Origin of the sequence: Enterococcus sp. AZ040 (assembly GCF_050499185.1) — a bacterium.
Lineage (GTDB): Bacteria > Bacillota > Bacilli > Lactobacillales > Enterococcaceae > Enterococcus_D > Enterococcus_D entomosocium.
Genome location: NZ_JBMHEW010000001.1, coordinates 3,074,255 through 3,096,264, shown reverse-complemented (window position 1 = coordinate 3,096,264; position 22,010 = coordinate 3,074,255). Strand labels below are relative to the sequence as shown.

General features: G+C 44.6%; 23 protein-coding genes. 20 read left to right on the top strand and 3 right to left on the bottom strand.

The genetic code is table 11. From position 1 onward, the window contains the following. Nucleotides 1-73 precede the first annotated feature (73 nt). From IGK63_RS14185 to IGK63_RS14115, 15 genes are all read left to right on the top strand, one after another. The gene (locus IGK63_RS14185) at nucleotides 74-1,813 is read left to right on the top strand and encodes an ABC transporter ATP-binding protein (RefSeq protein ID WP_008382065.1); all 1,740 of its coding nucleotides are present in this window, start codon (nucleotides 74-76) and stop codon (nucleotides 1,811-1,813) included. Further along, nucleotides 1,752-3,674 (top strand): ABC transporter ATP-binding protein, encoded by a 1,923-nt coding sequence (locus IGK63_RS14180; protein WP_422709003.1) that lies wholly within the window; start codon nucleotides 1,752-1,754, stop codon nucleotides 3,672-3,674. The genes IGK63_RS14185 and IGK63_RS14180 overlap by 62 nt, the downstream gene beginning before the upstream one ends. Nucleotides 3,675-3,875: 201 nt before the next feature. Next, entirely contained in the window at nucleotides 3,876-4,370 is a 495-nt protein-coding gene (locus IGK63_RS14175; RefSeq protein ID WP_008379284.1) for a methylated-DNA--[protein]-cysteine S-methyltransferase, read from the top strand. 103 nt (nucleotides 4,371-4,473) lie between these two features. Continuing rightward, entirely contained in the window at nucleotides 4,474-5,979 is a 1,506-nt protein-coding gene (locus IGK63_RS14170) for a phosphoglucomutase/phosphomannomutase alpha/beta/alpha domain II (RefSeq protein WP_016612972.1), read from the top strand. 19 nt (nucleotides 5,980-5,998) lie between these two features. Beyond that, complete coding sequence (locus IGK63_RS14165) at nucleotides 5,999-6,202, top strand: hypothetical protein (protein WP_005227790.1); 204 nt, start codon at nucleotides 5,999-6,001, stop codon at nucleotides 6,200-6,202. 159 nt (nucleotides 6,203-6,361) lie between these two features. Further along, complete coding sequence (gene sapR, locus IGK63_RS14160; protein WP_005227794.1) at nucleotides 6,362-7,036, top strand: two-component system response regulator SapR; 675 nt, start codon at nucleotides 6,362-6,364, stop codon at nucleotides 7,034-7,036. Further along, nucleotides 7,033-8,070, top strand: coding sequence for a two-component system sensor histidine kinase SapS (sapS, locus tag IGK63_RS14155; protein WP_016612971.1), 1,038 nt, complete (start codon nucleotides 7,033-7,035; stop codon nucleotides 8,068-8,070). The genes sapR and sapS overlap by 4 nt, the downstream gene beginning before the upstream one ends. A 115-nt stretch (nucleotides 8,071-8,185) precedes the next feature. Next, the gene (locus tag IGK63_RS14150; RefSeq protein ID WP_015510464.1) at nucleotides 8,186-9,052 is read left to right on the top strand and encodes a GRP family sugar transporter; all 867 of its coding nucleotides are present in this window, start codon (nucleotides 8,186-8,188) and stop codon (nucleotides 9,050-9,052) included. A 23-nt stretch (nucleotides 9,053-9,075) separates the two neighbouring features. Continuing rightward, entirely contained in the window at nucleotides 9,076-10,461 is a 1,386-nt protein-coding gene (locus tag IGK63_RS14145) for an APC family permease (protein ID WP_005233503.1), read from the top strand. 273 nt (nucleotides 10,462-10,734) lie between these two features. After that, nucleotides 10,735-12,183 carry an ABC transporter permease gene (locus IGK63_RS14140; RefSeq protein WP_016612969.1) on the top strand — a complete coding sequence of 483 codons (1,449 nt, stop codon included), beginning with the start codon at nucleotides 10,735-10,737 and terminating at the stop codon, nucleotides 12,181-12,183. A 12-nt stretch (nucleotides 12,184-12,195) separates the two neighbouring features. After that, complete coding sequence (locus IGK63_RS14135; RefSeq protein WP_008379303.1) at nucleotides 12,196-12,870, top strand: ABC transporter ATP-binding protein; 675 nt, start codon at nucleotides 12,196-12,198, stop codon at nucleotides 12,868-12,870. Further along, a complete protein-coding gene (locus IGK63_RS14130; protein WP_016612967.1) occupies nucleotides 12,863-14,176 on the top strand; it encodes a PASTA domain-containing protein in 1,314 nt (437 codons plus the stop codon). The genes IGK63_RS14135 and IGK63_RS14130 overlap by 8 nt, the downstream gene beginning before the upstream one ends. A 40-nt stretch (nucleotides 14,177-14,216) precedes the next feature. Next, entirely contained in the window at nucleotides 14,217-14,375 is a 159-nt protein-coding gene (locus IGK63_RS14125; RefSeq protein WP_005233508.1) for a hypothetical protein, read from the top strand. Between the two features lie 74 nt (nucleotides 14,376-14,449). Beyond that, complete coding sequence (locus tag IGK63_RS14120; protein ID WP_016612966.1) at nucleotides 14,450-15,136, top strand: response regulator transcription factor; 687 nt, start codon at nucleotides 14,450-14,452, stop codon at nucleotides 15,134-15,136. Continuing rightward, on the top strand, nucleotides 15,130-16,461 hold the full coding sequence (locus tag IGK63_RS14115; RefSeq protein ID WP_016612965.1) for a sensor histidine kinase: 1,332 nt from the start codon (nucleotides 15,130-15,132) through the stop codon (nucleotides 16,459-16,461). Before IGK63_RS14120 ends, IGK63_RS14115 begins: the two co-directional genes overlap by 7 nt. Before the next feature lie 84 nt (nucleotides 16,462-16,545). On the opposite strand, the gene IGK63_RS14110 is transcribed toward IGK63_RS14115, so the two are convergent. Beyond that, on the bottom strand, nucleotides 16,546-17,739 hold the full coding sequence (locus IGK63_RS14110; RefSeq protein ID WP_005233515.1) for a toxic anion resistance protein: 1,194 nt from the start codon (nucleotides 17,737-17,739) through the stop codon (nucleotides 16,546-16,548). A gap of 97 nt (nucleotides 17,740-17,836) precedes the next feature. Then, nucleotides 17,837-18,478 carry a 5-bromo-4-chloroindolyl phosphate hydrolysis family protein gene (locus IGK63_RS14105; protein WP_008379306.1) on the bottom strand — a complete coding sequence of 214 codons (642 nt, stop codon included), beginning with the start codon at nucleotides 18,476-18,478 and terminating at the stop codon, nucleotides 17,837-17,839. Between the two features lie 218 nt (nucleotides 18,479-18,696). Between IGK63_RS14105 and IGK63_RS14100 the strand changes: the two genes are divergently transcribed. Both IGK63_RS14100 and macP read left to right on the top strand, forming a co-directional pair. Further along, the gene (locus tag IGK63_RS14100; RefSeq protein ID WP_008379307.1) at nucleotides 18,697-19,275 is read left to right on the top strand and encodes an NUDIX hydrolase; all 579 of its coding nucleotides are present in this window, start codon (nucleotides 18,697-18,699) and stop codon (nucleotides 19,273-19,275) included. Beyond that, entirely contained in the window at nucleotides 19,268-19,564 is a 297-nt protein-coding gene (gene macP / locus IGK63_RS14095) for a cell wall synthase accessory phosphoprotein MacP (protein WP_005233519.1), read from the top strand. The genes IGK63_RS14100 and macP overlap by 8 nt, the downstream gene beginning before the upstream one ends. A 57-nt stretch (nucleotides 19,565-19,621) precedes the next feature. Here macP and IGK63_RS14090 read toward each other — a convergent pair whose 3' ends face one another. Beyond that, the gene (locus IGK63_RS14090) at nucleotides 19,622-20,224 is read right to left on the bottom strand and encodes a class I SAM-dependent methyltransferase (protein ID WP_008379308.1); all 603 of its coding nucleotides are present in this window, start codon (nucleotides 20,222-20,224) and stop codon (nucleotides 19,622-19,624) included. A 152-nt stretch (nucleotides 20,225-20,376) separates the two neighbouring features. On the opposite strand from IGK63_RS14090, the gene IGK63_RS14085 reads away from it, so the two are divergent. From IGK63_RS14085 to IGK63_RS14075, 3 genes are read left to right on the top strand one after another with little or no spacing between them, the layout of a single operon-like run. Beyond that, nucleotides 20,377-21,072, top strand: a complete 696-nt coding sequence (locus IGK63_RS14085) for a 5'-methylthioadenosine/adenosylhomocysteine nucleosidase (RefSeq protein WP_034872156.1) — start codon at nucleotides 20,377-20,379, stop codon at nucleotides 21,070-21,072. A 43-nt stretch (nucleotides 21,073-21,115) separates the two neighbouring features. Beyond that, complete coding sequence (locus IGK63_RS14080) at nucleotides 21,116-21,679, top strand: cysteine hydrolase family protein (RefSeq protein ID WP_008379309.1); 564 nt, start codon at nucleotides 21,116-21,118, stop codon at nucleotides 21,677-21,679. Continuing rightward, the gene (locus tag IGK63_RS14075) at nucleotides 21,680-21,979 is read left to right on the top strand and encodes a hypothetical protein (protein WP_008379310.1); all 300 of its coding nucleotides are present in this window, start codon (nucleotides 21,680-21,682) and stop codon (nucleotides 21,977-21,979) included. Nucleotides 21,980-22,010 lie beyond the last annotated feature (31 nt).

Below are 22,010 nucleotides of genomic sequence, written 5' to 3'. Positions count from 1 at the left end.
GATCGATAAAGTAAACTTGATGGTAACGAGAAAAAATGGCTCCGCAGTGCCATCTATAGAAGGGACGAAACAAATGATAAAAAAATTACTCGCGAATGTTGGCAGCTATAAGAAGGACAGCTTGCTGACCCCTGTGTATGTAGCAGGAGAGGTTGCCTTAGATGTCATTATGCCCCTGATCATGGCCATGATGATCGACCAAGGGATCGAAAAAGGAGACGCCGGTGTGATTCTAAGAGATGGCGGCTTGCTTTTTTTATGTTCCTTGATCGCATTACTTTTAGGAACGCTTGGTGGACGAACGGCAGCGATCGCTTCGGCTGGTTTTGCCCGCAACCTGCGGCACAATCTGTTTCGCCGAATCCAAGATTTTTCCTTTTCAAACATTGACCGCTTTTCTTCCTCCAGTTTGATCACCCGCTTGACCACTGACGTGACCAACGTCCAAAATGCGTATCAAATGATTATTCGTATTCTGGTCCGCAGTCCGTTAGTTCTGATTTTCTCACTTGCAATGGTTAGCACCATCAGCCCAGAACTTATGACGATCTACTTAGTTGTTTTACCGATCTTAGCGATTGGCCTTGCCTTAGTGATTCGTTTTGCCCATCCGCTATTTCTAAAAGTATTCCGCATTTATGACCGCTTGAATAATGTGGTGCAAGAGAATCTACAAGGGGTTCGCGTCGTGAAATCGTATGTCCGGGAAGAACAACAAGAAGAACTGTTTGGCGAAGTGTCCACCGATGTTTATCGGAATTTCACTCTTGCGCAACGAATCGTCTCTTTTAACATGCCATTGATGCAATTTGCAGTCTATACATGTATGTTGCTCTTGTCATGGTTTGGTGCCCAGTTGATCGTGGAACAAAGTAGCCTGACGACTGGTGAATTAGTCAGCATGTTCAACTACACGATGCAGATTTTGATGAGCTTGATGATGATGTCGATGGCTTTCGTGCAGATTTTGATCGCACGAACGTCGGCAGAACGGGTCGTGGAAGTATTAGATGAAGAAAGTGACTTGAAAAATCCCGACGAGCCAGTCAAAGAAATCAAAGACGGCTCCATCATTTTTGAAAATGTCGGCTTTAGTTACGCCAATGACAAAAACAAGTTGGCGCTGACCGATGCGAATCTACGCATCGAATCCGGTGAAGTCATTGGGATCATTGGTGGAACCGGGAGCGGGAAATCCACCCTCGTCCAGCTGATCCCGCGCTTATATGATGTGATTGAAGGGCGTGTCATCGTCGGCGGTCATGATGTTCGCGACTATGATTTAGAAGCATTGCGGGACCAAGTAAGTATGGTCTTGCAAAACAATGTACTCTTTAGCGGCACCATCAACGACAATTTACGTTGGGGCAATGAAGAGGCGTCGGATGAAGAGATCCAGCGCGTGGCGACGATTGCACAAGCCGATCCCTTCATTCAAGAGTTTCCTGATAAATATGAAACGCAGATCTCACAAGGAGGGAACAATGTTTCCGGTGGGCAAAAACAACGGTTGACGATTGCTCGCGCCTTATTAAAGAAACCGAAAATCTTGATTCTCGATGATTCTACTAGTGCCGTCGACACCAAAACCGATCGCAGTATCCGCGAAGGCTTGAAACGAGAAATTCCGGGAACGACGACGATCATTATTTCCCAACGGATCAATTCGATCGAAGACGCCGACCGGATCATCGTAATGGATGATGGCAAAATCAATGGCATCGGTACCCACGAAGAATTGTTGGCAAACAATGCCATCTATCAAGAAGTGTACCATTCGCAGCAGAAAGGATTTGGTGAAGGTGAAGAATAGACAAGCAGCAAATCCCAAGCGCACATTAAAACGTTTATTGCGAACGATGTTTGGCGACTACAAAGGACAACTCCTATTCGTCGTTGTTATGATCTTGTTAAGTGCTTTTGCCAACGTTCGTGGTTCGTTGTTTTTACAAGTCGTGATCGACGATCATATCACACCGCTTTTAGGGCAAGCCAATCCTGATTTTGGCGGCTTGTTTCGGGCGATCGTCCAAATGGCGATCATCTACCTGATTGGGATCTTGGCCGCACTGATCTATAACTTTATGATGGTCAAGATCAGTGAGGGCACGCAGAAAAAAATCCGTGACCAAATGTTTACACATATGCAGTCTCTACCAGTCGGCTACTTTGATGCCCGCTCAGATGGCGACATCATGAGTCACTTTACCAACGATACGGATACGTTGCGTCAAATGATCTCCCAAAGTATTCCAAACTTGATGATGGCGACGGTAACCTTTTGTTCTGTCTTTATCGCCATGTTCTCCATCAGTGTTCCATTGACTCTGTTCGTGATGCTGTCGGTTATTTTGATGCTGAATGTGATCCGCATCATTTCTCGCCGCAGCGGCCGCTTCTTTGGCGCACAGCAACGAGATTTAGGCGCTGTCAACGGGTATATCGAAGAAATGATGCACGGACAAAAAGTCGTCAAAATCTTCAATCATGAAAAAATCGTCATGGAAGAATTTGATGCCTTAAATGATCAACTGCAAGAAAGTGCCACTAAAGCCAATGTCAATGCCAATACCTTGATGCCGATCATGATGAACTTACTAAATGTCCAATATGTCTTGATCGCCATCATTGGTGGCCTGTTTGCCATCAATGGTGTTTCTGGACTGACGGTCGGGATGATCGCTTCTTTCTTGCAACTGAGCCGTTCATTGAATGGCCCTATCAGCCAAGTATCACAACAAATCAACTTTGTGATCATGGCATTAGCCGGTGCTGAGCGAATTTTCAACCTATTAGATGAAACGCCAGAAATCGATCATGGCTACGTCACACTGGTCAATGCCAAATGGTCGCAAGGTCAACTAGTTGAAACCAAAGAACGAACAGGCACGTGGGCGTGGAAACATCCCCACGAGGATGGAACCATTACCTATACGGAAGTGACGGGAGACGTGCGGTTTGAAGATGTTGATTTCGGCTATGTCGATAATCAACTGGTCTTACATGAGATCAATCTGTATGCAGAGCCTGGGCAAAAAGTTGCCTTTGTTGGTGCAACAGGTGCTGGTAAGACAACGATTACCAATCTGATCAATCGGTTCTACAACATCCAAGACGGGAAGATTCGCTATGATGGTATCAATATTGAAAAAATCCATCTGGAATCCCTCCGTCGCTCATTAGGAATCGTTTTGCAAGACACCCATTTGTTTACTGGAACGATTCGCGAGAATATTCGCTTCGGAAAACTGGATGCTAGTGATGAAGAAGTGCTGGCAGCAGCGAAACTAGCCAATGCCGACATGTTTATCAACCATTTGCCAGAAAAATACGACACCGTGATCACGGGCGATGGCGAAGGGCTTTCCCAAGGTCAACGGCAGCTGTTGGCAATTGCTCGCGCAGCGATCGCTGATCCGCCAGTGATGATCTTAGACGAAGCCACCTCAAGCATCGATACCCGTACAGAGCGTATCGTCCAATCAGGGATGGATCGTTTGATGTCTGGACGGACCGTGTTTGTGATCGCCCATCGATTGTCTACAATCCAAAACTCCGATGCCATCATGGTGATGGATCATGGCCGTATCATTGAGCGGGGGACCCATGAAACGCTGTTGGCAGAAAAAGGCACCTATTATCAGCTATATACTGGGAAAATCGAATTGGATTGATTCTGCCATTGCTACGGCTTGAAGCTGCAGCGACTGGCGATCTGCCTATTTTCCCCTTGTTTGCAACGACCGATTGGCAGTAAGCCAGTCGGTTTTTTTGCGCAGCTCGAAAAAATGGTATACTGTCACTGAGACAGCCGTAGAACGGCGGCAGCACGTAAGCAGTTGTGCTGCGGAAAATGGATTCCACGAGGTGAAAATATGAAACTAGCATTGGCAAAGATCGTTTTAGACGAAGAATGGTATGAGGTGGTCCAATCGGAAAAAGGGCTAGTGTATTTTGGTCGGCAGCAGGATCATCATGAATTACTCAAATTCTTTCCATTGGCTGAAATCAGTAGTATAGCTGACCTTGATCCAGTAATTGAAACGCAGCTGCAAGCTTATTTTGCAGGGGAACCAGTGACGTTTACTTTTGCGTTTGATTTTGTAGGGACACCGTTTCAACAAACCGTTTGGCAAGCACTGACCCAAATTCCTTATGGACAAACCACTACGTATAGTGACTTGGCGCTGCGCATTCAACGACCGACTGCTGTCCGCGCTGTCGCAAATGCAGTGGGGCGTAACCCGATGATGATCGTGGTTCCTTGTCATCGGGTGTTAGGAAAAAACGGCCGCTTAACGGGGTATCGGGGTGGGGTAGCAACCAAACGCCGACTACTGCAACTGGAAGGGATTCCGTTTAAAGAATAAGGAAAGTAAACTATTTATAGTAAAAAATACTAAAAAGCAATTTCATTTCCTTTTTTCTCTGGTATAATAAAATTGATTCCGGTTACAAGAAGGGGTGGAGGAAATGAACATCGTTGATTTGCAAAATGGTTCTGATATTCGAGGGATTGCGATCGCAACAGAAAAAGAACAGGTGACGCTGACGGAGCAAGCGGTTCGGCAAGTTGCTTCGGGCTTGCGCAACTGGTTGGCAACAAAGGGCAGCGGACCTTTTCGCGTGGCAGTCGGTCGTGACAGTCGCTTGAGTGGCGAAGCACTGCAAGAAGTGTTGATGGCACAGCTGCAGCAAGAAGGCGTGGCAGTGATCGATTGTGGCTTGGCAACGACACCAGCCATGTTTATGAGCACACAGTTTGCGGATTTCGACTGTGATGCTGGTGTGATGCTGACAGCGAGTCATTTGCCTTATTACTTTAATGGAATAAAAATTTTCAGCCGCCAAGGTGGTGCCGAAAAAACGGATATCCACTATATTTTGACCCACACTACCGTTCATGAGGCAGCGGAAAAAGGAAGCTATCAGCAAAAAGACCTGCTGACGCCTTATGCCCAAGATCTACTGCAAAAAATTCGCCAAGGGATGGGAACCAATGAGGAAAAACCTTTGGCTGGATTAAAGATCATTGTTGATGCAGGCAATGGTGCCGGCGGCTTTTTTGCTGAAAAAGTGTTGCTGCCGCTAGGGGCAGATACGAATGGCTCGCAATTTTTAGAACCGGATGGGCATTTTCCCAATCATATCCCTAATCCAGACAATAAAGAGGCGATGGCAAGTATTCGTGAAGCCGTCTTACGAGAACAAGCCGATCTAGGCATTATTTTCGATACCGATGTCGACCGCTCGGCTGTCGTGACCAAAAGCGGTGAGCCCTTGAACCGCAACAATATGATTGCTGTATTAAGCAAGATCATCTTAGCGGAACACCCTGGCACGCGTATCGTCACTAATTCACCAACCTCTAATCATTTAAAAACCTTTATCGAAGCACTGGGAGGGCAGCAAGTACGCTATATTTCTGGCTACCGCAATGTGATCAACAAAGCGATTGAATTGAATGAAGCAGGACTGGACACACAGTTAGCCATCGAAACCAGCGGGCATGCCGCGTTTAAAGAAAATTTCTTTTTAGATGACGGGGCGTACGTGATCGCCAAGCTCTTGATGATGCTGCCACAATTGCAACAGCAAGGCACGACACTGGATGAGCTGATCGCGGCGTTGCAACAACCCGCCGAGACCCAAGAATTGCGCTTTGCGATCCAAAAAGCCGACTATCAAGACTATGGTCGCCAAGTGATCGCGGATTTAGCCGATCATTTGCTGCCAGGCTGGCAGATCGATCCAGAAAATGAGGAAGGCATTCGCATCAACTTGACAGCGCCCTATGGCCAAGGCTGGTTCTTGCTGCGAATGAGCTTGCACGAACCACTGCTGGTGCTGCAGATCGAAAATGATGAAGCGGGTCATCTACCGGCAGTCGTTCAAGCAATCGGTCGCTTCCTATCGCAGTATGAAGCCATCGATCAAAGTAAACTGACACAGTTTTTAGCACAGCAACCAAAAATTTGAAGAAAAGCAGGGAACTAAAATGGTGATCTTGATGCTGCTGATCATGGCAGTGACGTATGGTGTGAATTTTTTCTTGTTTCGTTATTTGAACAAACGACCAAAAATCGATGTCGTTGAACGGTTATCAATGCTATTAGGTGTCAACATGAGTGTGCTTTTTTTCGATGGGATTTTATTGTTTATCGGAAAACTACTAATTGAGACTGTTGAGATCATCGAGTAACCTAGTCGTCCGTTTTTTGTTTGCCTCTTCACTGATTCCTCAGGACAGTGAAGAGGTTTTTTAGGGTTTGCTAAAAACGGCGATTAATGTTCGCATTCGTTTTTGATATTTGATAAAGTAAAGAGGAGAAAATTACACAAAGTGAGGGAATTCACGGATATGGCAAAAATAATGGTAGTAGAAGATGAAGCGGTGATTCGCCAACTGATTATCGAAGAACTAGAAAAATGGCAGTTTGAGACCTTTGGCACGACGGATTTCCATCAAGTGTTGACTGACTTTGAAGAACAAGAGCCCCAACTGATTTTACTGGATATCAACTTGCCGGTTTTTGATGGCTACTATTGGTGTCAAAAAATCCGCGAAGCTTCCAAAGTACCAATCATTTTTATTTCTAGCCGCAATACCAATATGGATATGATCATGGCCATGAATATGGGAGCGGACGATTTTGTGACAAAACCTTTTGAGATCGACGTTCTGATTGCAAAAATCAATGCGCTGCTGCGCCGTTCCTACAACTATGTAGAAAGTAGCAGTGAAACGTTAGTGCATAACGGTTTGACCCTCAATATCGACAACAGCAGCATGTATATCAATGGCGAAAGCATCGATCTTAGCAAAAACGAATACCGCCTGTTGTATATTTTGATGAAAAATCACGGCAAGATTTTAAGTCGGGAAAAACTCTTGCGGGCCTTATGGGATGACGAGCGATTTGTAGACGACAATACCTTGACGGTCAATATCAATCGTTTGCGACGAAAAATCGAACAAGCGGGGATGAACGGCTACATTGAGACCAAGGTTGGTCAAGGGTATATCGTACCATGACAAAGTGGCGGGTTTTGCGCAGTTTTTTGAAAGATCGTTGGCTGCTGTTTATTGGCTGGCTGGTCTTTTTCGTGTTGACGGTCTTAGTTTTTTGGCTGACTCCTCATTCCCCGATGGATTGGGGTACAGTCGGCTATCTCTTTTTGATGCAAAGTGTCTTGATGGTGTTCTTTTTAGCAATCAGCTACTTATCTAAGCGGCGTTTTTGGCAAAAAATCACCCCCAAGCCCGGAGACAGCTTGCTGCAAAACTACTTGCAAGGAGCACGCTCGGCGGAAGAAGAACGGATCGAATCCTACATCAATCAGTTGATCCGAGAGCACCAAGAATTGATGCAGCAAGTCGTCAGCAATCAAGAAGAACAAAAGGAATACATCGATTCGTGGGTCCATGAGATCAAAGTCCCTTTAGCTGCATCACGATTGCTTTTGCATTCGATCGAATTTGATATTCCCGATGAAAAATTCATCTTACTAGAAAATGAATTGAACCGCATGAACGAATACGTCGAGCAAGTCTTGTACGTCGCCCGCTTGGACAGCTTTTCAAAAGATTATCTGGTCCAAGAAATTTCATTGAAAGCCGTCATCCAGCCAGTTTTACGCAGTCAGGCCAATTATTTTATCCAAAAGAACCTGCACTATGCCGTTGAAGGCGAGGATCAGCAAGTGTTGACCGATGAAAAATGGCTCGGCTTTATCTTTCGACAGCTGGTCAGCAATGCCGTGAAGTACACACCACAAAATGGGCAGCTGACGATTCTGATCGAAAAAGATGCCCAAGGGACCTATCTCCACTTGCAAGATAGTGGGATCGGCATTCCTAAAGAAGACATGCGGCGCATCTTTGATAAAGGCTTTACGGGCGAAAATGGGCGCCAAACGGACACCCACTCGACGGGATTGGGGCTCTTTTTAGCGAAAAGTTTGGCGAAGGAATTAGGCATCGAGCTAACGGCTTCGTCGACAGTTGGAAAAGGAACCACCATGACGCTGTTCTTTCCGTTGTTGAGTTATTATGAGGAAAAACGCTAATCTGCTTTTTTTCGAGTATCTTTTTGTGTTTTTTGACAAAAATCACTTGTCCCTAGAACGTTTTCACTGATACACTAAAGCCTGTGTTTAAAATTGAATGGTAAGGATGAATGAAATGGAGATACTCGTTGCATTAGTACCAATGTTTGCGTGGGGCAGCATTGGTTTAGTAAGTGCCAAACTTGGCGGGGATGCGAACCAGCAAACGCTAGGAATGACGATTGGTGCCTTTTTCTTTTCGCTGGTCGTATTTTTTGTGACGATGCCAGTGATTGATGGAAAGGTGATTTTGATCGGTCTTTTGTCTGGTCTTTTTTGGTCCGTCGGTCAAAACGGTCAATTCCATGGCATGAAATATTTAGGTGTGTCTGTTGGACTGCCGCTTTCAACCGGCATGCAGCTGATTTTAAATACGGTCGCCGGTGCATTGTTTTTTGCGGAATGGACCCAGACCCGCGATTATGCATTAGGTGTTAGCGCATTGATCTTATTGGTGATCGGGGCTTATCTGACCGCTCGCCAAGATGGTGAAAGTCCGGTAGAAGCCGGCAGCAAGATGCTTGATTTTCCTAAAGGATTTCGGGCATTGATCTCATCTACGATTGGGTACGGCGCCTATACGATTTTGATTACTTGGGCAGGATTGGACCCCTTGGCGATCATTTTGCCACAAAGTGTCGGGATGCTGATCGGTGCCAGCCTATTTGCTTTAAGAAAGACGAAGGTCGACCGTTTTGTAGGGAAAAATACCTTGTCAGGATTGTTATGGGGCATCGGCAATGTCTGCATGCTGATCACGGTTCAGCAAGTCGGACTAGCGGTGGGCTTCTCATTGTCGCAGATGGGAATCATCATTTCAACGCTAGGCGGGATTTTTATTCTCGGCGAAAAGAAAACCAAAAAAGAACTGCGGTATGTGGTGATTGGTTGTCTGCTGGTGATTATCGGCGGTGTTTTGCTGGGGTATATGAAAGCAACATAAACGTATATTTTTGAGGAGGAGTTATGGATTTATTTCGAAAAAAAGTCATACAACGGGAAAGTGTGACGAATTTAAAAAAAGAGTTGAAGTTAAAAGATTTGATTATGTTGGGGATCGGCGCCATTATCGGCACAGGTATCTTTGTTGTTACAGGGACTGCTTCTGCTGAGTATGCCGGACCGGCATTGATTCTTTCCTTTGTTGTAGCTGGTATCGTTGTTGTGTTATCAGGGCTTTCTTTTGCGGAATTTGCTTCTCGGATCCCTGTTTTAGGGGGCGCCTATTCGTATCTGTATGTCGTTTTTGGTGAATTTACCGCGTGGCTGGCAGGCTGGTTTTTGATTTGCGAGTTCTTATTGGCCGTTTCTTCGGTGGCATCTGGCTGGTCAGGCTATGTGCAAGGCTTCTTGGCCAGTGCGGATATCCATTTACCAACCGCTTTGACGGGCGGTTATGATCCAAGCAAGGGGACCTACATTGATCTGATTGCTGGTTTAGTCATTATTTTCGTAACCTTGTGGGTCAGCCAAGAAGCGAAAAAAGCGTTACGTTTGAACAATGCTATGGTATGGGTCAAATTCGGCGTGATCCTCTTGTTTATCGTCTTTGGTGCCTTTTTCGTGGAACCAGACAACTGGCAGCCCTTTATGCCCTTTGGTTTTTCAGGCGTTTTTAATGGTGCAGCGTTAGTTTTCTTTGCTTTTCTTGGCTTTGATGCCGTCGCAATGGCAGCGGAAGAAGTCGAAGATGCCAAGAAAAATGTCCCTCGAGGAATCATTGGTTCCATTGCGATCGCAACAGTCCTCTATATCATTGTCACACTGATCATGACGGGAATCGTGCCGTTTGCGGAATTAGGAGTCAATGACCCGGTGGCTTTTGCAATGCGTTATGTTGGGCATGGGGTTGTCGGATCAATCATTTCTGTGGGTGCGATCTTGACCTTATTAACAGTGACGATCGCTATGATGTACTCCTTGGCGCGTCTGTTATATGCCATCAGTAAAGATGGGTTATTGCCAAAAGCGATGCAAGCCATTGATCCAAAGCATCAAACACCAAAGAAAGCGACCTACATCGCGGGTGTTTTTGCTTTCTTCTTTGCGGCAGCTTTCCCATTGAATATCTTGGCAGAATTGACCAACATTGCGGCATTGTCGTATATGATCTTAATGTCCTTAGGAATCATCAAGCTGCGGAAGATGATGGGCCCACCTGCTAAAGGCGAATTCAAAGTACCACTGGTACCGTTATTGCCTTTGTTGTCCGTTGCCAGCTGTCTCTTCTTGATGACCCGTCTACAAACGGCGACCTGGATCGTTTTTGGGATCTCCTTAGTGATCGGAATCGCGATCTATTTTGTATATGGCTATCGTAACAGCGAATTAAATGAGAAAATTGACGAATAGGATTGTGAAAAGGCAAAGACCCGGATGCGGTTTTTGTCTTTTTTTATGTAAATATAGCCGAGCTTCCTATAAGCAGCGTTTTAGGAGGCTTTTTTTGTTATTCAAATAGTGGTCATTTCTGGTGCTGATCATTGCAATGACAGTCTTTCTTGATCAAAAGTCCTCTATGAATCTGCTTTTTTTGAGAAATTTTCCAAATGACAGATTCGCTAAAGGTTCATCCAGTATGCTTTTGTTAGAGAAAAAAAGAGAGGATGTTGGCAATTGAATTATATGAAACGGGCATGGCTGAGTGTGACGAGAAAGCGAGGGAAATCTGCAATATTGTTTGCTGTTATTCTAATTTTAGGAAATGTGATCGCTGGTGCAATTGCGGTCAATCAGTCGACTCAAAATGTCGAAAAGCAGATCAAAAACCAATTAGGTTCCCTCGCAACGATCGATATCGACTATGAAGCCTTGATGGCAAATAGTGAGGGCGGCGCAAGTATGGAGGAGATTCAGCCGCTGCCGGAGGAGCTGATCAAACAAATTGGCGAGCGCTCGGAAGTCAAACAGTATGACTATTTGCGAGAAGCATCGATTGCTGTTGAAAACTTCAAACCTTATCGTTTTAGTCGTCAAGAAGATGATGACAATGTCATGATCGTTGGGGGCATGCTTTCCTTGATCCATTTGGCAGGAACCAATCTCTTAAAGCCGCTAGACTTTGAAGAAGGTACGGTGAATTTAACACAGGGACGCTTCTTCACTGAAGAGGAACAGCGTACCGGAAAACGTGTGGGGTTGATTTCTGAAGAGTTGGCTCAGGAAAACGGCTTAGCCGTCGGTGACACCATGGTCTTAGATGGACAGTTTATCGACTATTCGTCTGGTGAAGAGACAGAGAAACAAAAAGGCAATGATTACCCAATTGAAATCGTCGGGATCTTTAAAAACACAAATTTAGAAAAAGCGAATGAAAAAAATGATAATTCGAGTTCGTCCTTTTTTGATGATAGTCCCTTCAATCGTATCTATATGCCAAATGATGCTGTGAAAACGATTGTTGAAGAGGAACGTGCGGGGCAACAAGCGGCATTTCCAGCGACAGATCCTGGTTCTGATAAGGATTTCTTTACCCCGCAATTTATTTTGAATCAACCAGAAGATGCAGAACAATTCAAACAAGAGGTGACACCACTCTTGCCAAATGGCTATAAGGTCAATGCTTCTACGGATGAGTATGACCGTGTGGGAACCAGTATGAATCGCTTATCACAAATTTCCTCGTATGTCGTAGTGATTGCGGTGATTGCTTCCTTGATTATTATCTCCTTGATCATTGTCTTGTTTACCCGAGATCGTAAATATGAGTTAGGTATCTACCTTTCGTTAGGGGAACGCCGGAAATACGTGTTTGCACAGATTGTGATCGAACTCCTGTTGATTGGTGTCAGTGCAATGCTGATCTCCTTGGTTACAGGGAATATGCTGGGCAAGATGGTTTCTGAATCTTTGTTAACCAGCAGTATGCTAGAGGCAAACCAGACAGGGATGGAACAATTCTTTGTGGGTGCACCGAAAATCGACCAAGCGACGATCAACGAGGCGTTTCGCGTTCAATATACCTTATCTTATGTGATCGCCTTTTTAGCGACTGGGATCGTGACGATCTTGCTTTCGGCAGTGGTGCCGCTGTTGTATATTTTACGGTTGAATCCGAAAAAAATCATGCTGTAAGGAGCGATGAACATGGCAATTTTAGAAACAAAAGACATGACGTATTACTACCAAGATGGCGAGAATCGCCGGAAAATTTTAGATAAAACCAATATCTCCTTTGAAAAAGGCAAATTTTACACGATCTTAGGAAAATCAGGCTCAGGAAAGACCACTTTTCTTTCCTTGATCAGTGCATTGGATCAGCCAACCGATGGGGAAGTGTTTTTTGAAGAAAAAAATATCAAAACGATCGGTTATGAAGAATATCGCCGCAACAAAATCAGTTTGATTTTTCAAAGTTACAACTTGATCCCTTATTTGACGGCTTTAGAAAACGTCCTTGTTTCGATGGCGATTTCAGACAACAAACTCCCGGATCAGCACGATCAAATTGCGTATCGTTTGCTGGACTATATCGGCATCAATTCCACGAAAGCCGATCGTTTCGTCAATCAGCTTTCTGGTGGGGAACAGCAGCGGGTCGCCATCGCTCGTGCTTTAGCGACCAACGTTGATATCATTTTAGCCGATGAACCTACCGGGAATTTGGATGAAGGCATGGAACAAGAAATCGTGGATATTTTTAAAGAACTAGCGGCGATCCACAACAAGTGCATCATCGTAGTGACCCATTCGACCGAGATCGCCAAGCAGTCAGATCAGACTTTTTACTTAAAAAAAGGTGCGTTGACGGCCTATGAGTGATTTTTTATCGAAGTTTGAAGAAGAACCGAAACAGCCAGACAAGGGATCAGCAGCAGCCGAAGTACCTTCTTCCCGTGCTTCCCGCAAAGAAAAAGGTTCAGCTTCTTTAGAAGAGGGGATCGAACATGATCCCTCCTTCAAAAAGAAGCGGCGAAAAAAACGACTGCTAGGGTTAGCTGCCTTGCTTGGACTCTTTATACTCAGCGGCTTTTTATTTTTCCAATTGGCGTATGTCCGGTTGGATAACTTTGTGGACAAAGAGATCTCAGAGGTCAGAGAATGGGCAGCGGAACATGATCTTGCGGTTGATGTCACACCAGCCTATGATGAAGCCCCAGCCAATCAAGTGATCGCCCAAGCAGAAGCCGCCAGAAGTCGAGTCAGAAAAAGAAGCACCCTGCATCTAACCGTGAGCCAAGGACCTGATCCAGAAGAGAAATTGGCATTGCCAGACTTTATGGAAATGACGAGGGACGAGGCAGCAGAGTGGATCGAAAAAAATCAAGCAAGCAATTTGACGATCGTCGATGAATACCACGATGAGATCGAGGAAAAAGCACCGATTCGAGTAGAATTTACCAATAAAGAAGTCTCACGAGAGAACTATCATCGTCGAGATGTCGGACGAGTCTTTTATTCCAAAGGCGAAGAAACCTTTGAAAAAGATATTGAAGTACCAGACTTTAGTGATAAAACCCGTGCAGAGGTAGAAACATGGGGGAAAGCCCATGAGCTGGAGCTTGAAGTCAAAGAACAGGCTTCGGATACTGTGGAAGAAGGCAAGGTCATTGAACAAAGCGTGGCACCAAAAGAAAAAATCGCGAAACGGGATGCGTTTCAAGTAACGATTTCCCTAGGGAAAGGGGTCACCGTACCAGACTTTTCAACGATTTTACCAGATGATGCCCAGGCCGCTGTTGAGGGTGTCACTGTGCGGATGCGGATGCAGTTTACTCAGAGTCTGCCCTATGGACAATTGATCTCGCAAAGTGAGACCGCCGGGACCGTCTTAACCAGCAAAGATGACAAAGGCATTGAAGTCGTCTATTCGGCAGGTCAACCTTATATCAAAGATTACCGTCGAAGCGAGATCCTTGAAGGGGATCTGCAAAAACTCTTCTTTGATGAATTCCGTTCAAAAGGGGCGAACATCAGCTATCAAGTCCGTTACGTCAACTCAGCAGAACCCTATGGGACGATCGTGGGGATGAGCAAGTTCAATCAGTTTCTGCCGTTAGAAGATACGATCACCTTTGATATCAGTTTAGGCAATCAGACAGCCCCTGCGGCATCTGATTCTGAATAGTCGCTTTCTTTTTTAGTCAACCTGCAAAAGGAGGAAACCCATGCGTCATCAAGAGAATTTTCAAGACCTTAGGAAAAAGCTGTTTGTGTTTTTACTAAGCGGTATGGTAGCATTGTTGCTACACATGTGGATTCATCAATCCAGCGAACACGTGCGGATCGTTTCAACAGAACGTTTTATTGGAGAACAATTGGAATGATCCTACAGGAATGATTATGCTTACCGAAAAGTGATTGAAAAAAGAAATGATGAGTGCAAAAGGGGGACTGACCAATGCGGATTTTATTCGTAGAAGATGAGCCATCGATCGCAGAAGCTGTTGCCAGCTTATTGAAGAAACAACATTATTCCGTCGATTTGGCCTTTGACGGCGAAACCGGATTAGATTATGCAGCGAGTGGTGTATATGACATTCTCGTTTTGGATATCATGCTGCCCAAAATCGATGGAATCACATTGCTAAAGACGTTACGCAAGCAAAATATTCGCACGCCGATCATTATGTTGACGGCCAAAAGCGAAGTCGATGACAAAGTACTCGGCTTGGATGCAGGGGCAGATGATTACTTGACGAAACCCTTTCAAATGAAAGAGTTGCTGGCACGGATTCGTTCGCTAGGCAGAAGAAAAGATTTGGATTATCAAGAAGACCAGTTAGCCTTTGGCAACGTGGGCTTAGATCGTAATGAGCTGCAGTTAGCCACGCCTAGCAATCAAGTGGTGTTGTCACCCAAAGAAATGAAACTGATGGAACTGTTCTTATCTAGACCCAAAGTGATCTTATCAAAAGAAACCATCATCAATAAAATTTGGGGCTTTGATCCCGATGTGGAAGAAAACCGCGTTGAAATCTATGTGTCTTTGCTGCGGAAAAAACTGACGCTGCTTGAAGCGGATATCGGCATTCGCACGATCCGCAATGCGGGGTATATTTTGCAGAGCAAGGAGCCGCCATGTTAAAAAAATTGCGAAATAAAATGCTGTGGTTCAATATGGCGTTGATCTCAATCATTGTCTTAGGTGCCTTTACCTTTATCTATATTTTGAATGCCACCCAAATTGAAAACGAGATCCAATCATTGATCTCGCAAGAAGCAAACACCCTAGCTGCGGTACCTTTGGATGAGGAGGAAGTGCGGCAATCACTGACAGAGCCTGAGTATCCAATGATGTTGACCATCACGAATAGTACCAGTGAGCTCAGAGAGATCGCTCTACTTGACATTAGCCAAATGGATGTCGTGATTCAAAGTATTGATGAGAGCGTCGATCAAAACGAGCTTTATGAAGCCTTGGTCGATGCAGCGGCGAAACAAGGGGAGATTCCTAACGAAGTGAAGGTGAATGGTCGAAATTGGCGGTATGCGCTCTTTTTAGTGACTTCTTTCAATCAATACTCAATCGATTACGATGCAATAGGGGAATATTCCACCAGTATCAATAATTACGAGCCATTTTATCAAGTGCTGTTCTTTGACGTCACCGACTACAAAACCAGTCTAAGCAACTTAAGAAACACGCTTTTGCTCATCGGCGTTTTAGCTTTAGCCAGTATTTATATCGCTAGTTTTTATGTGGCCAATCGAGCCTTGCGACCGGTGGAACTGGCTTGGCGCAAACAAAAAGAGTTTGTTTCTAACGCTTCCCATGAGTTGAAAACACCACTGGCGATCATTCAAGTCAATGCTGAGGTATTAGCTGGCAGTCCAGAAGAAACCTTGGAAAGCCAAATGAAATGGCTGGAAAACATTCAGTTAGGTTCCGAACGGATGGATGAGCTAGTAAATAGCTTATTGATGTTGACCAAATTTGAAAGTGCCGAGCAAGAAATGGTGCGTTCGGTGATCGATGCCAGTCAAGTCGTGCAAAGTGTTTATCAAAGCATGGAGGCGATTGCGCTGGAAAAAGGGATCCACTATCAGGAACAGATCGCTAAACAGGTGCGCCTTGAAAGCAATGAGCAAGCCTTGCGGCAATTGACCATGATATTGGTAGACAATGCCTTGAAATACACGCCCGCTGGAGAAACAGTCACAGTGGCCCTAATCGAACGGCAACGAAAGACAGTGCTGCAAGTCTCCAACGGTGGTTGTCCGATCCCCGAAGAAAAAATTCCCTATGTCTTTGACCGCTTCTACCGCGGGGATCCTTCTCGCAACCATCAAGACGGTGGCTATGGGTTAGGTTTAGCCATCGCCAAAGCCATCACAGAAATGCTGCAGGCGCAAATCAGTTTGACGGTGGATCAAGACGGCGTCAATCATTTTGAAGTTTCATTTCATTGAGATTGGATCGCTGCTTTCACTTAAATAAAATTTTTCAAAAAAAGAGGACTCCATGAATGGAAGTCCTCTTTTAATAGGTGAAATTTACTTGTTGCTAGTTAAATCCAATAAGCGGTCTTTCAAGTCTTCTTCTAGATGACCCAATTCCACTTCGGCAGCACGACGTTTTTCTTTTCCTTCTTTTTGGATCCGTAATGTTTCTTGGATCGTTTCCACAAGGTCGTTTTGTGTTTTTTGCAATGTTTCGATGTCGACGATGCCGCGCTCGTTTTCTTTCGCTGTTTCAATAGCAGAAACTTTCAACATTTCTGAGTTTTTCTTCAATAGATCATTGGTGGTTTCAGAAACTTGGCGCTGTGCCGTAACTGCATCTTTTTGACGCAATAAAGTCAAGGCAATGACCACTTGGTTTTTCCATAGTGGGATCGCTGTATTGACAGAAGCTTGGATTTTTTCTGCTAACGCTTGGTTCGTGTTTTGGATCAGGCGAATTTGCGGTGCCTGTTGGATCGTGATTTGACGTGCCAAGCGCAAGTCATGGGTCCGTTTGTCTAAACGATCTAGGAATTGCGTATAATCGTTGGCGATCTGTACGTCCATTTGATCATTCGTTTCTTCTGCTTTTTTCATGGCTTCAGGAATGATTTTGGTTTGCAATTCTTGCATCTTCAACTCGCCAGCGGCAATGTAGATGTTCAATGCATCGAAGTAATCTTTGTTCTTTTGATACAACTGTTCCAACATCAGGTTGTCTTTTAGCAAACCGTCTTTTTCTTTATCCAATTTGACGGCGATCTTGTCGATTTGGGCACCGATTTTTTGGTATTTAGCGGTGATTTCAAAAATGGATTGTTTTACTTTACCAAACATCCGCTTGAATAAGTTGCCTTCACCTGCACGCAGTTCATCTGGATTGGCTTCTTGCAAGCGATACATCAACTCAGTCAATGAGTCGCCCACAGGGCCGATATCAGCTGCTTGGACATGGTTCAACATAGATTGGGAAAACTCCCCAAGTTTGGTTTGGGCAGCTGCACCATAGGTGATGACTGCTTGCTGGTCAGTTGCATCGATCTTGCTGGCTAATTCTTGGGCCTGTGCTTGACGCTCTGGCGGTAATTTGTCAATCAAACGCGGTGCTGTTTGCTGTTCTTTCAGCTGACTGATCTCCGCTTGTTGAGTAGTGGTCAAAGTGTCGACAGGGGTTGAAAATGGGTTGTTCAATAAATCGTCAAGCGTATCCGTTACGGGTTTTACTTGATTTGGTGTGTCACTCATAATAACTCCTCCTAATAATTGTCTGCTTTCGAAAAAAATCTAGCCTGGGCTAGATTTTTTTTTAGATTCTTTTTTTGTTGCCAATCAGAATCTATCCCTATTCATTATCTCGTTTTATGCTTTGTTTGGCAATGGATAACTCAATATCCATGTCATCAAGATCGTCTGCTACAAATTGGGAGTAGTCTTTGGCGATCAAGGAAGCCATTTGCTCGATAATTTGTGTGCTTTCTTCGATTTTATCATAGGTCTCACGACTTTTGATCTCATGGCTATTGATTTCAATGAACTTATCGGTCAAATCGACCATATTGGGCAAGTGGGTGTAAAGGAAATGACTTGCCAAAGGCAGTTTAGTTGGTTCTTTTACGAGTTCTTTGAAAAGAGCTTTTGAGGCACGCAAGGCATCGTGACGCAAGTCAATGGCTTTTAACTTGTTATTGCTAGTGATATTTTTTTGGTATTTATCGATTTGGTGTTTCGTCTGATTCATCGTTTCACGGAACAATTCGATCTCACGAGCAGTCATTCCGCTCTTCAAGTAATGGGCTTCTCGTTCTCTCGTTAAAGAAGGCAAAACTTGTGGATCCGCTGCCGGAACTTTACGTCCTCTGATACCGACGTAGACTAAAATCGCACCGACGATTAATAATAGGCTCGCAAATGAATCGCCTACTACGTTAAAAATAATACTGATGAGGACGATCGCACCAACGATCAGCCAGATGTTTTTTTTCATTTTTCCTCCTCCTAAAAATCTCTTGGACAAGTAGATTGGGTTATTCGACATCTTTATTTTAGCATGTTCACTAAAAGAAAAATATCAGACTTGGGGTGGATTTTCCGATTTTTAGTAAATTCATAAGCTTTCTTGCCATTTCTTAAGAAGATATTTTTTCTAAATTATGCTAAAGTGTTTGATAGATAAGACGTATGAGGAAAGTTAGGTGTCGATAGATGTTAGAATTTAAAGATTTTGAAGAAAAAACGATCCAACGGAATGAAATTTTCCATGGCAAAATCATTGATGTGGTGGTTGATGATGTCTCCTTGCCCAATGGTGGAACCAGTAAACGCGAACTAGTCTTCCACCCAGGTGGGGTGGCCGTGATCGCCTTGACGAGTGAGAACAAAATGCTGTTCGTTCGCCAATTCAGAAAGCCATTAGAGCGAGTGATTTTAGAGATACCAGCAGGCAAAATCGATCCAGGAGAAGGCGCACGTCCAGATTTGACTGGCGCCCGGGAATTGGAAGAAGAGACTGGCTATCGCGCAAAAACGCTAGAGCATGTTTCTTCTATGTACCTTTCACCAGGCTTTGCGAATGAAATCTTGCACGTCTATTATGCGAAAGAGCTGGAAAAAGTAGCAAATCCCTTACCGCAAGACGAAGACGAAGTGCTGGAAGTCTATGAATTGAGCTTAGAGCAAGCACAAGCCGCTATCGCTGATGGAACGATCTGTGATGCGAAGACCGTGTTTGCGATCCAATTTTGGGAGTTGCTGGAATTGAAACGGAGGAACGGACTTGCCTAAAGAACCATTGATCACCCGCAGTGAACTTCGACGCCGACGCGAAGAAGAACAAGCGGCGTCTGAACGTAATCAGCAAATCGTAGAAAAGCAAAGCAAGAAAGAATGGAAACAAAAAGAAAAACAAATTGATAACCACTACCGAAAAGTGCGCAAGAAAAACAAAGAAATCACGAAGACCCGTGCCGGTGAGAACCAGAAATCTCGGGATCTGAACCGTTTTTTAATGAAAGCCATTGTGATCGTCACTTTATTGTTAGTCGTCGTCGGTTTGGCGATCTTTTTGTTGTGATTCATCTAGTACTAAGAAAAAGCCGCCCCTGCATCTTCTGCAAGTGCGGCTTTTTTGTTATTCGGTCGGCTTTTTCAAAATAGCTAAAAACATGGCCGCTGGCTGATTCATGAACAAATGATCCGCTTCATGAAAAACGGTAAAGGAAGTGTCGGTAAACCCAATCGCCTCTGTCAGTTGAGTCAATGCAGCAGGGTCAAACCCATTATGAACCAGCGGGTGAGACACGGCGGGATTTTTGAGGAAATCCACTAGGTAAAGGGTTCCTCCTGGCTGCAGCAAGGCGTATAGTTTTTCCATCATAGCGGCTGTGTCAGGAATATGCAGCAAGACGAGGGATAGCAGCACAGCGTCTGCTTTTGCTTGTAAGGATTCTTGCAGCAGATCGTGGACAGTTGCAGAAGCATTGGCCAGCTGCAGTTGGTTGATTTTTTTTTCAGAAACCTCGATCATGCCAGGGGCAGTATCCCAGATGGCTAAGTGCTGGACATAAGCTGCTAAGGGCAGACTTACTAGGCCGGTACCGCCGCCGATATCGATCAGAGTTTGGTGCTGGTTGTCTTTAAAATAAGGTTCAAGGGTTTGGGTGACTAATTGTGCTAACGCGATCCGTTCAGGGGTATCGTATTTTGCTGCCATGGCGTTGAAAATTTCAGACATAAGTGCCTCCTTTGATAATGACAAAAAACTGTTCGTTTCGTCAAAACTAGTTTATCATGAAAGGAGAAAAAACACGTCAGTAGATACGTGGGAATTTCTGTTGTTTTTCATTTTAAAGGATGAAAAATAAACGAGAAGCAGGAGGCAAACACATGAAAATTGGTATTATTGGTGCAATGGAGGAAGAAATCAAGGCGTTGCGGGAACAGTTGATTTCACCGCTTTCTTGGGAACGCGGCGGCGCACTATTTATTTCAGGAAGTATCGGCAATCATGAAGTGATCGTCGTTCGTTCAGGTATTGGTAAAGTTCTGGCATCGATCACCACTAGTTTACTGATCCAACAATACGGGGTCAATATGGTGATCAATACTGGATCAGCTGGTGGGATCGGTGTCGGTTTACAAGTAGGGGATTTAGTGATCTCAGATAAAGTGGCCTATTTTGATGTCGATGTGACGGGCTTTGGTTATGAATATGGCCAGTTGCCTGGTGGGATGCCTTTGTATTATGAAGCCAGCCGCTATTTGATCAGTGAGATGACAAAAGCCGCAGAAGCGACCCATCATACCGTGAAAAAGGGACTGATCGTTACAGGCGACAGCTTCATTCATGACCCGCAAAAAGTACAGGAGATTTTAGGACATTTTCCAGATGCCTTGGCTTGTGAGATGGAAGGAGCCGCGATCGCACAGACCGCGCAGCAATTCAATATTCCTTTCTTGATCGTGCGCGCGATCAGCGACACCGCCGACCACGCAGCAACCGTCTCTTTTGATGAGTTTATCTTAGAAGCTGGCAAGCGTTCCGCTGAAATGGTCTTGGCATTCGTTGAAACATTAAAGTAACTTAAAAAACAGGAGAGCCGATCCGTAAGAGGAGGAAGGAAGCATGAGAGCATTACTATCCATTGATTATACGTTTGATTTTGTTGCAGATGAGGGACGATTGACCACGGGTGCTGCTGGGCAAGCGATTGAAGCTGCCTTAGTGGCTCGGACGCAAGCCTTTATCGAAGCCGGTGAGTATGTCGTTTTTGCCATTGATCGTCATGAGGAAACAGACAACTATCATCCTGAAAACCGCTTGTTCCCACCTCACAATCTTGCGGGCAGTGCGGGGCGACATCTTTATGGTCGTTTAGCCCCGCTTTATGAAACCTATCAGGAAGCGCCAAATGTCTATTGGATCGACAAGCGCCATTACTCAGCGTTTAGTGGTACCGACTTGGACATCCGACTCCGGGAAAGAGGGATCACGGAATTGTACCTGACCGGCGTTTGTACCGACATCTGTGTCTTGCATACAGCAGTGGATGCCTATAATTTAGGCTACCAACTGGTGATCGATGCAGATACCGTTGCCAGCTTTGACGCGGTCGGACATGAATGGGCACTACGCCATTTTGAAAATACCCTTGGTGCGAAAATCATTTCTGCGAAGGAGGAAGCATAAATGGGATGGATGGATCAATTAAAAGCAAATTTCAGTTTCAGTGAACTGACTAGCCTTTATCAAGCGTATCAAAAAGGGAATCTTGATGTGAAGGCGTTGTTGAACAATGACTTCTTACAAAAGTATACAGATTTTCAGAACTTGGATGAGTTTATGGCTAAACTAGGAATCCAGAATGAAAACCAAATCTTCGACTTTCTAAAAGACCGCCCCAATCGACAAAAAGCCGATCAAGTCGTCAATGAGCATTCTCAATTCGATTCTGTGATTAGTATGATGAAAAAAGCTTTACAGAAATAAACAATTGGCGAAGAAAAAGCGCAAGCAGAAA

Excerpts from the sequence above, each read along its gene's own strand:
- IGK63_RS14115 (WP_016612965.1), top strand. The coding sequence starts at position 15,130 with ATGTTAAAAAAATTGCGAAATAAAATGCTGTGGTTCAATATGGCGTTG.
- IGK63_RS14125 (WP_005233508.1), top strand. The coding sequence starts at position 14,217 with ATGCGTCATCAAGAGAATTTTCAAGACCTTAGGAAAAAGCTGTTTGTG.
- IGK63_RS14090 (WP_008379308.1), bottom strand. The coding sequence starts at position 20,224 with ATGTCTGAAATTTTCAACGCCATGGCAGCAAAATACGATACCCCTGAA.
- IGK63_RS14180 (WP_422709003.1), top strand. The coding sequence starts at position 1,752 with ATGCCATCTATCAAGAAGTGTACCATTCGCAGCAGAAAGGATTTGGTG.
- IGK63_RS14140 (WP_016612969.1), top strand. The coding sequence starts at position 10,735 with ATGAAACGGGCATGGCTGAGTGTGACGAGAAAGCGAGGGAAATCTGCA.
- IGK63_RS14150 (WP_015510464.1), top strand. The coding sequence starts at position 8,186 with ATGGAGATACTCGTTGCATTAGTACCAATGTTTGCGTGGGGCAGCATT.
- IGK63_RS14165 (WP_005227790.1), top strand. The coding sequence starts at position 5,999 with ATGGTGATCTTGATGCTGCTGATCATGGCAGTGACGTATGGTGTGAAT.
- sapS (WP_016612971.1), top strand. The coding sequence starts at position 7,033 with ATGACAAAGTGGCGGGTTTTGCGCAGTTTTTTGAAAGATCGTTGGCTG.
- IGK63_RS14135 (WP_008379303.1), top strand. The coding sequence starts at position 12,196 with ATGGCAATTTTAGAAACAAAAGACATGACGTATTACTACCAAGATGGC.
- IGK63_RS14100 (WP_008379307.1), top strand. The coding sequence starts at position 18,697 with ATGTTAGAATTTAAAGATTTTGAAGAAAAAACGATCCAACGGAATGAA.
- IGK63_RS14075 (WP_008379310.1), top strand. The coding sequence starts at position 21,680 with ATGGGATGGATGGATCAATTAAAAGCAAATTTCAGTTTCAGTGAACTG.
- IGK63_RS14130 (WP_016612967.1), top strand. The coding sequence starts at position 12,863 with ATGAGTGATTTTTTATCGAAGTTTGAAGAAGAACCGAAACAGCCAGAC.
- IGK63_RS14110 (WP_005233515.1), bottom strand. The coding sequence starts at position 17,739 with ATGAGTGACACACCAAATCAAGTAAAACCCGTAACGGATACGCTTGAC.
- IGK63_RS14175 (WP_008379284.1), top strand. The coding sequence starts at position 3,876 with ATGAAACTAGCATTGGCAAAGATCGTTTTAGACGAAGAATGGTATGAG.
- IGK63_RS14105 (WP_008379306.1), bottom strand. The coding sequence starts at position 18,478 with ATGAAAAAAAACATCTGGCTGATCGTTGGTGCGATCGTCCTCATCAGT.
- IGK63_RS14120 (WP_016612966.1), top strand. The coding sequence starts at position 14,450 with ATGCGGATTTTATTCGTAGAAGATGAGCCATCGATCGCAGAAGCTGTT.
- IGK63_RS14085 (WP_034872156.1), top strand. The coding sequence starts at position 20,377 with ATGAAAATTGGTATTATTGGTGCAATGGAGGAAGAAATCAAGGCGTTG.
- IGK63_RS14145 (WP_005233503.1), top strand. The coding sequence starts at position 9,076 with ATGGATTTATTTCGAAAAAAAGTCATACAACGGGAAAGTGTGACGAAT.
- IGK63_RS14170 (WP_016612972.1), top strand. The coding sequence starts at position 4,474 with ATGAACATCGTTGATTTGCAAAATGGTTCTGATATTCGAGGGATTGCG.
- IGK63_RS14185 (WP_008382065.1), top strand. The coding sequence starts at position 74 with ATGATAAAAAAATTACTCGCGAATGTTGGCAGCTATAAGAAGGACAGC.
- IGK63_RS14080 (WP_008379309.1), top strand. The coding sequence starts at position 21,116 with ATGAGAGCATTACTATCCATTGATTATACGTTTGATTTTGTTGCAGAT.
- sapR (WP_005227794.1), top strand. The coding sequence starts at position 6,362 with ATGGCAAAAATAATGGTAGTAGAAGATGAAGCGGTGATTCGCCAACTG.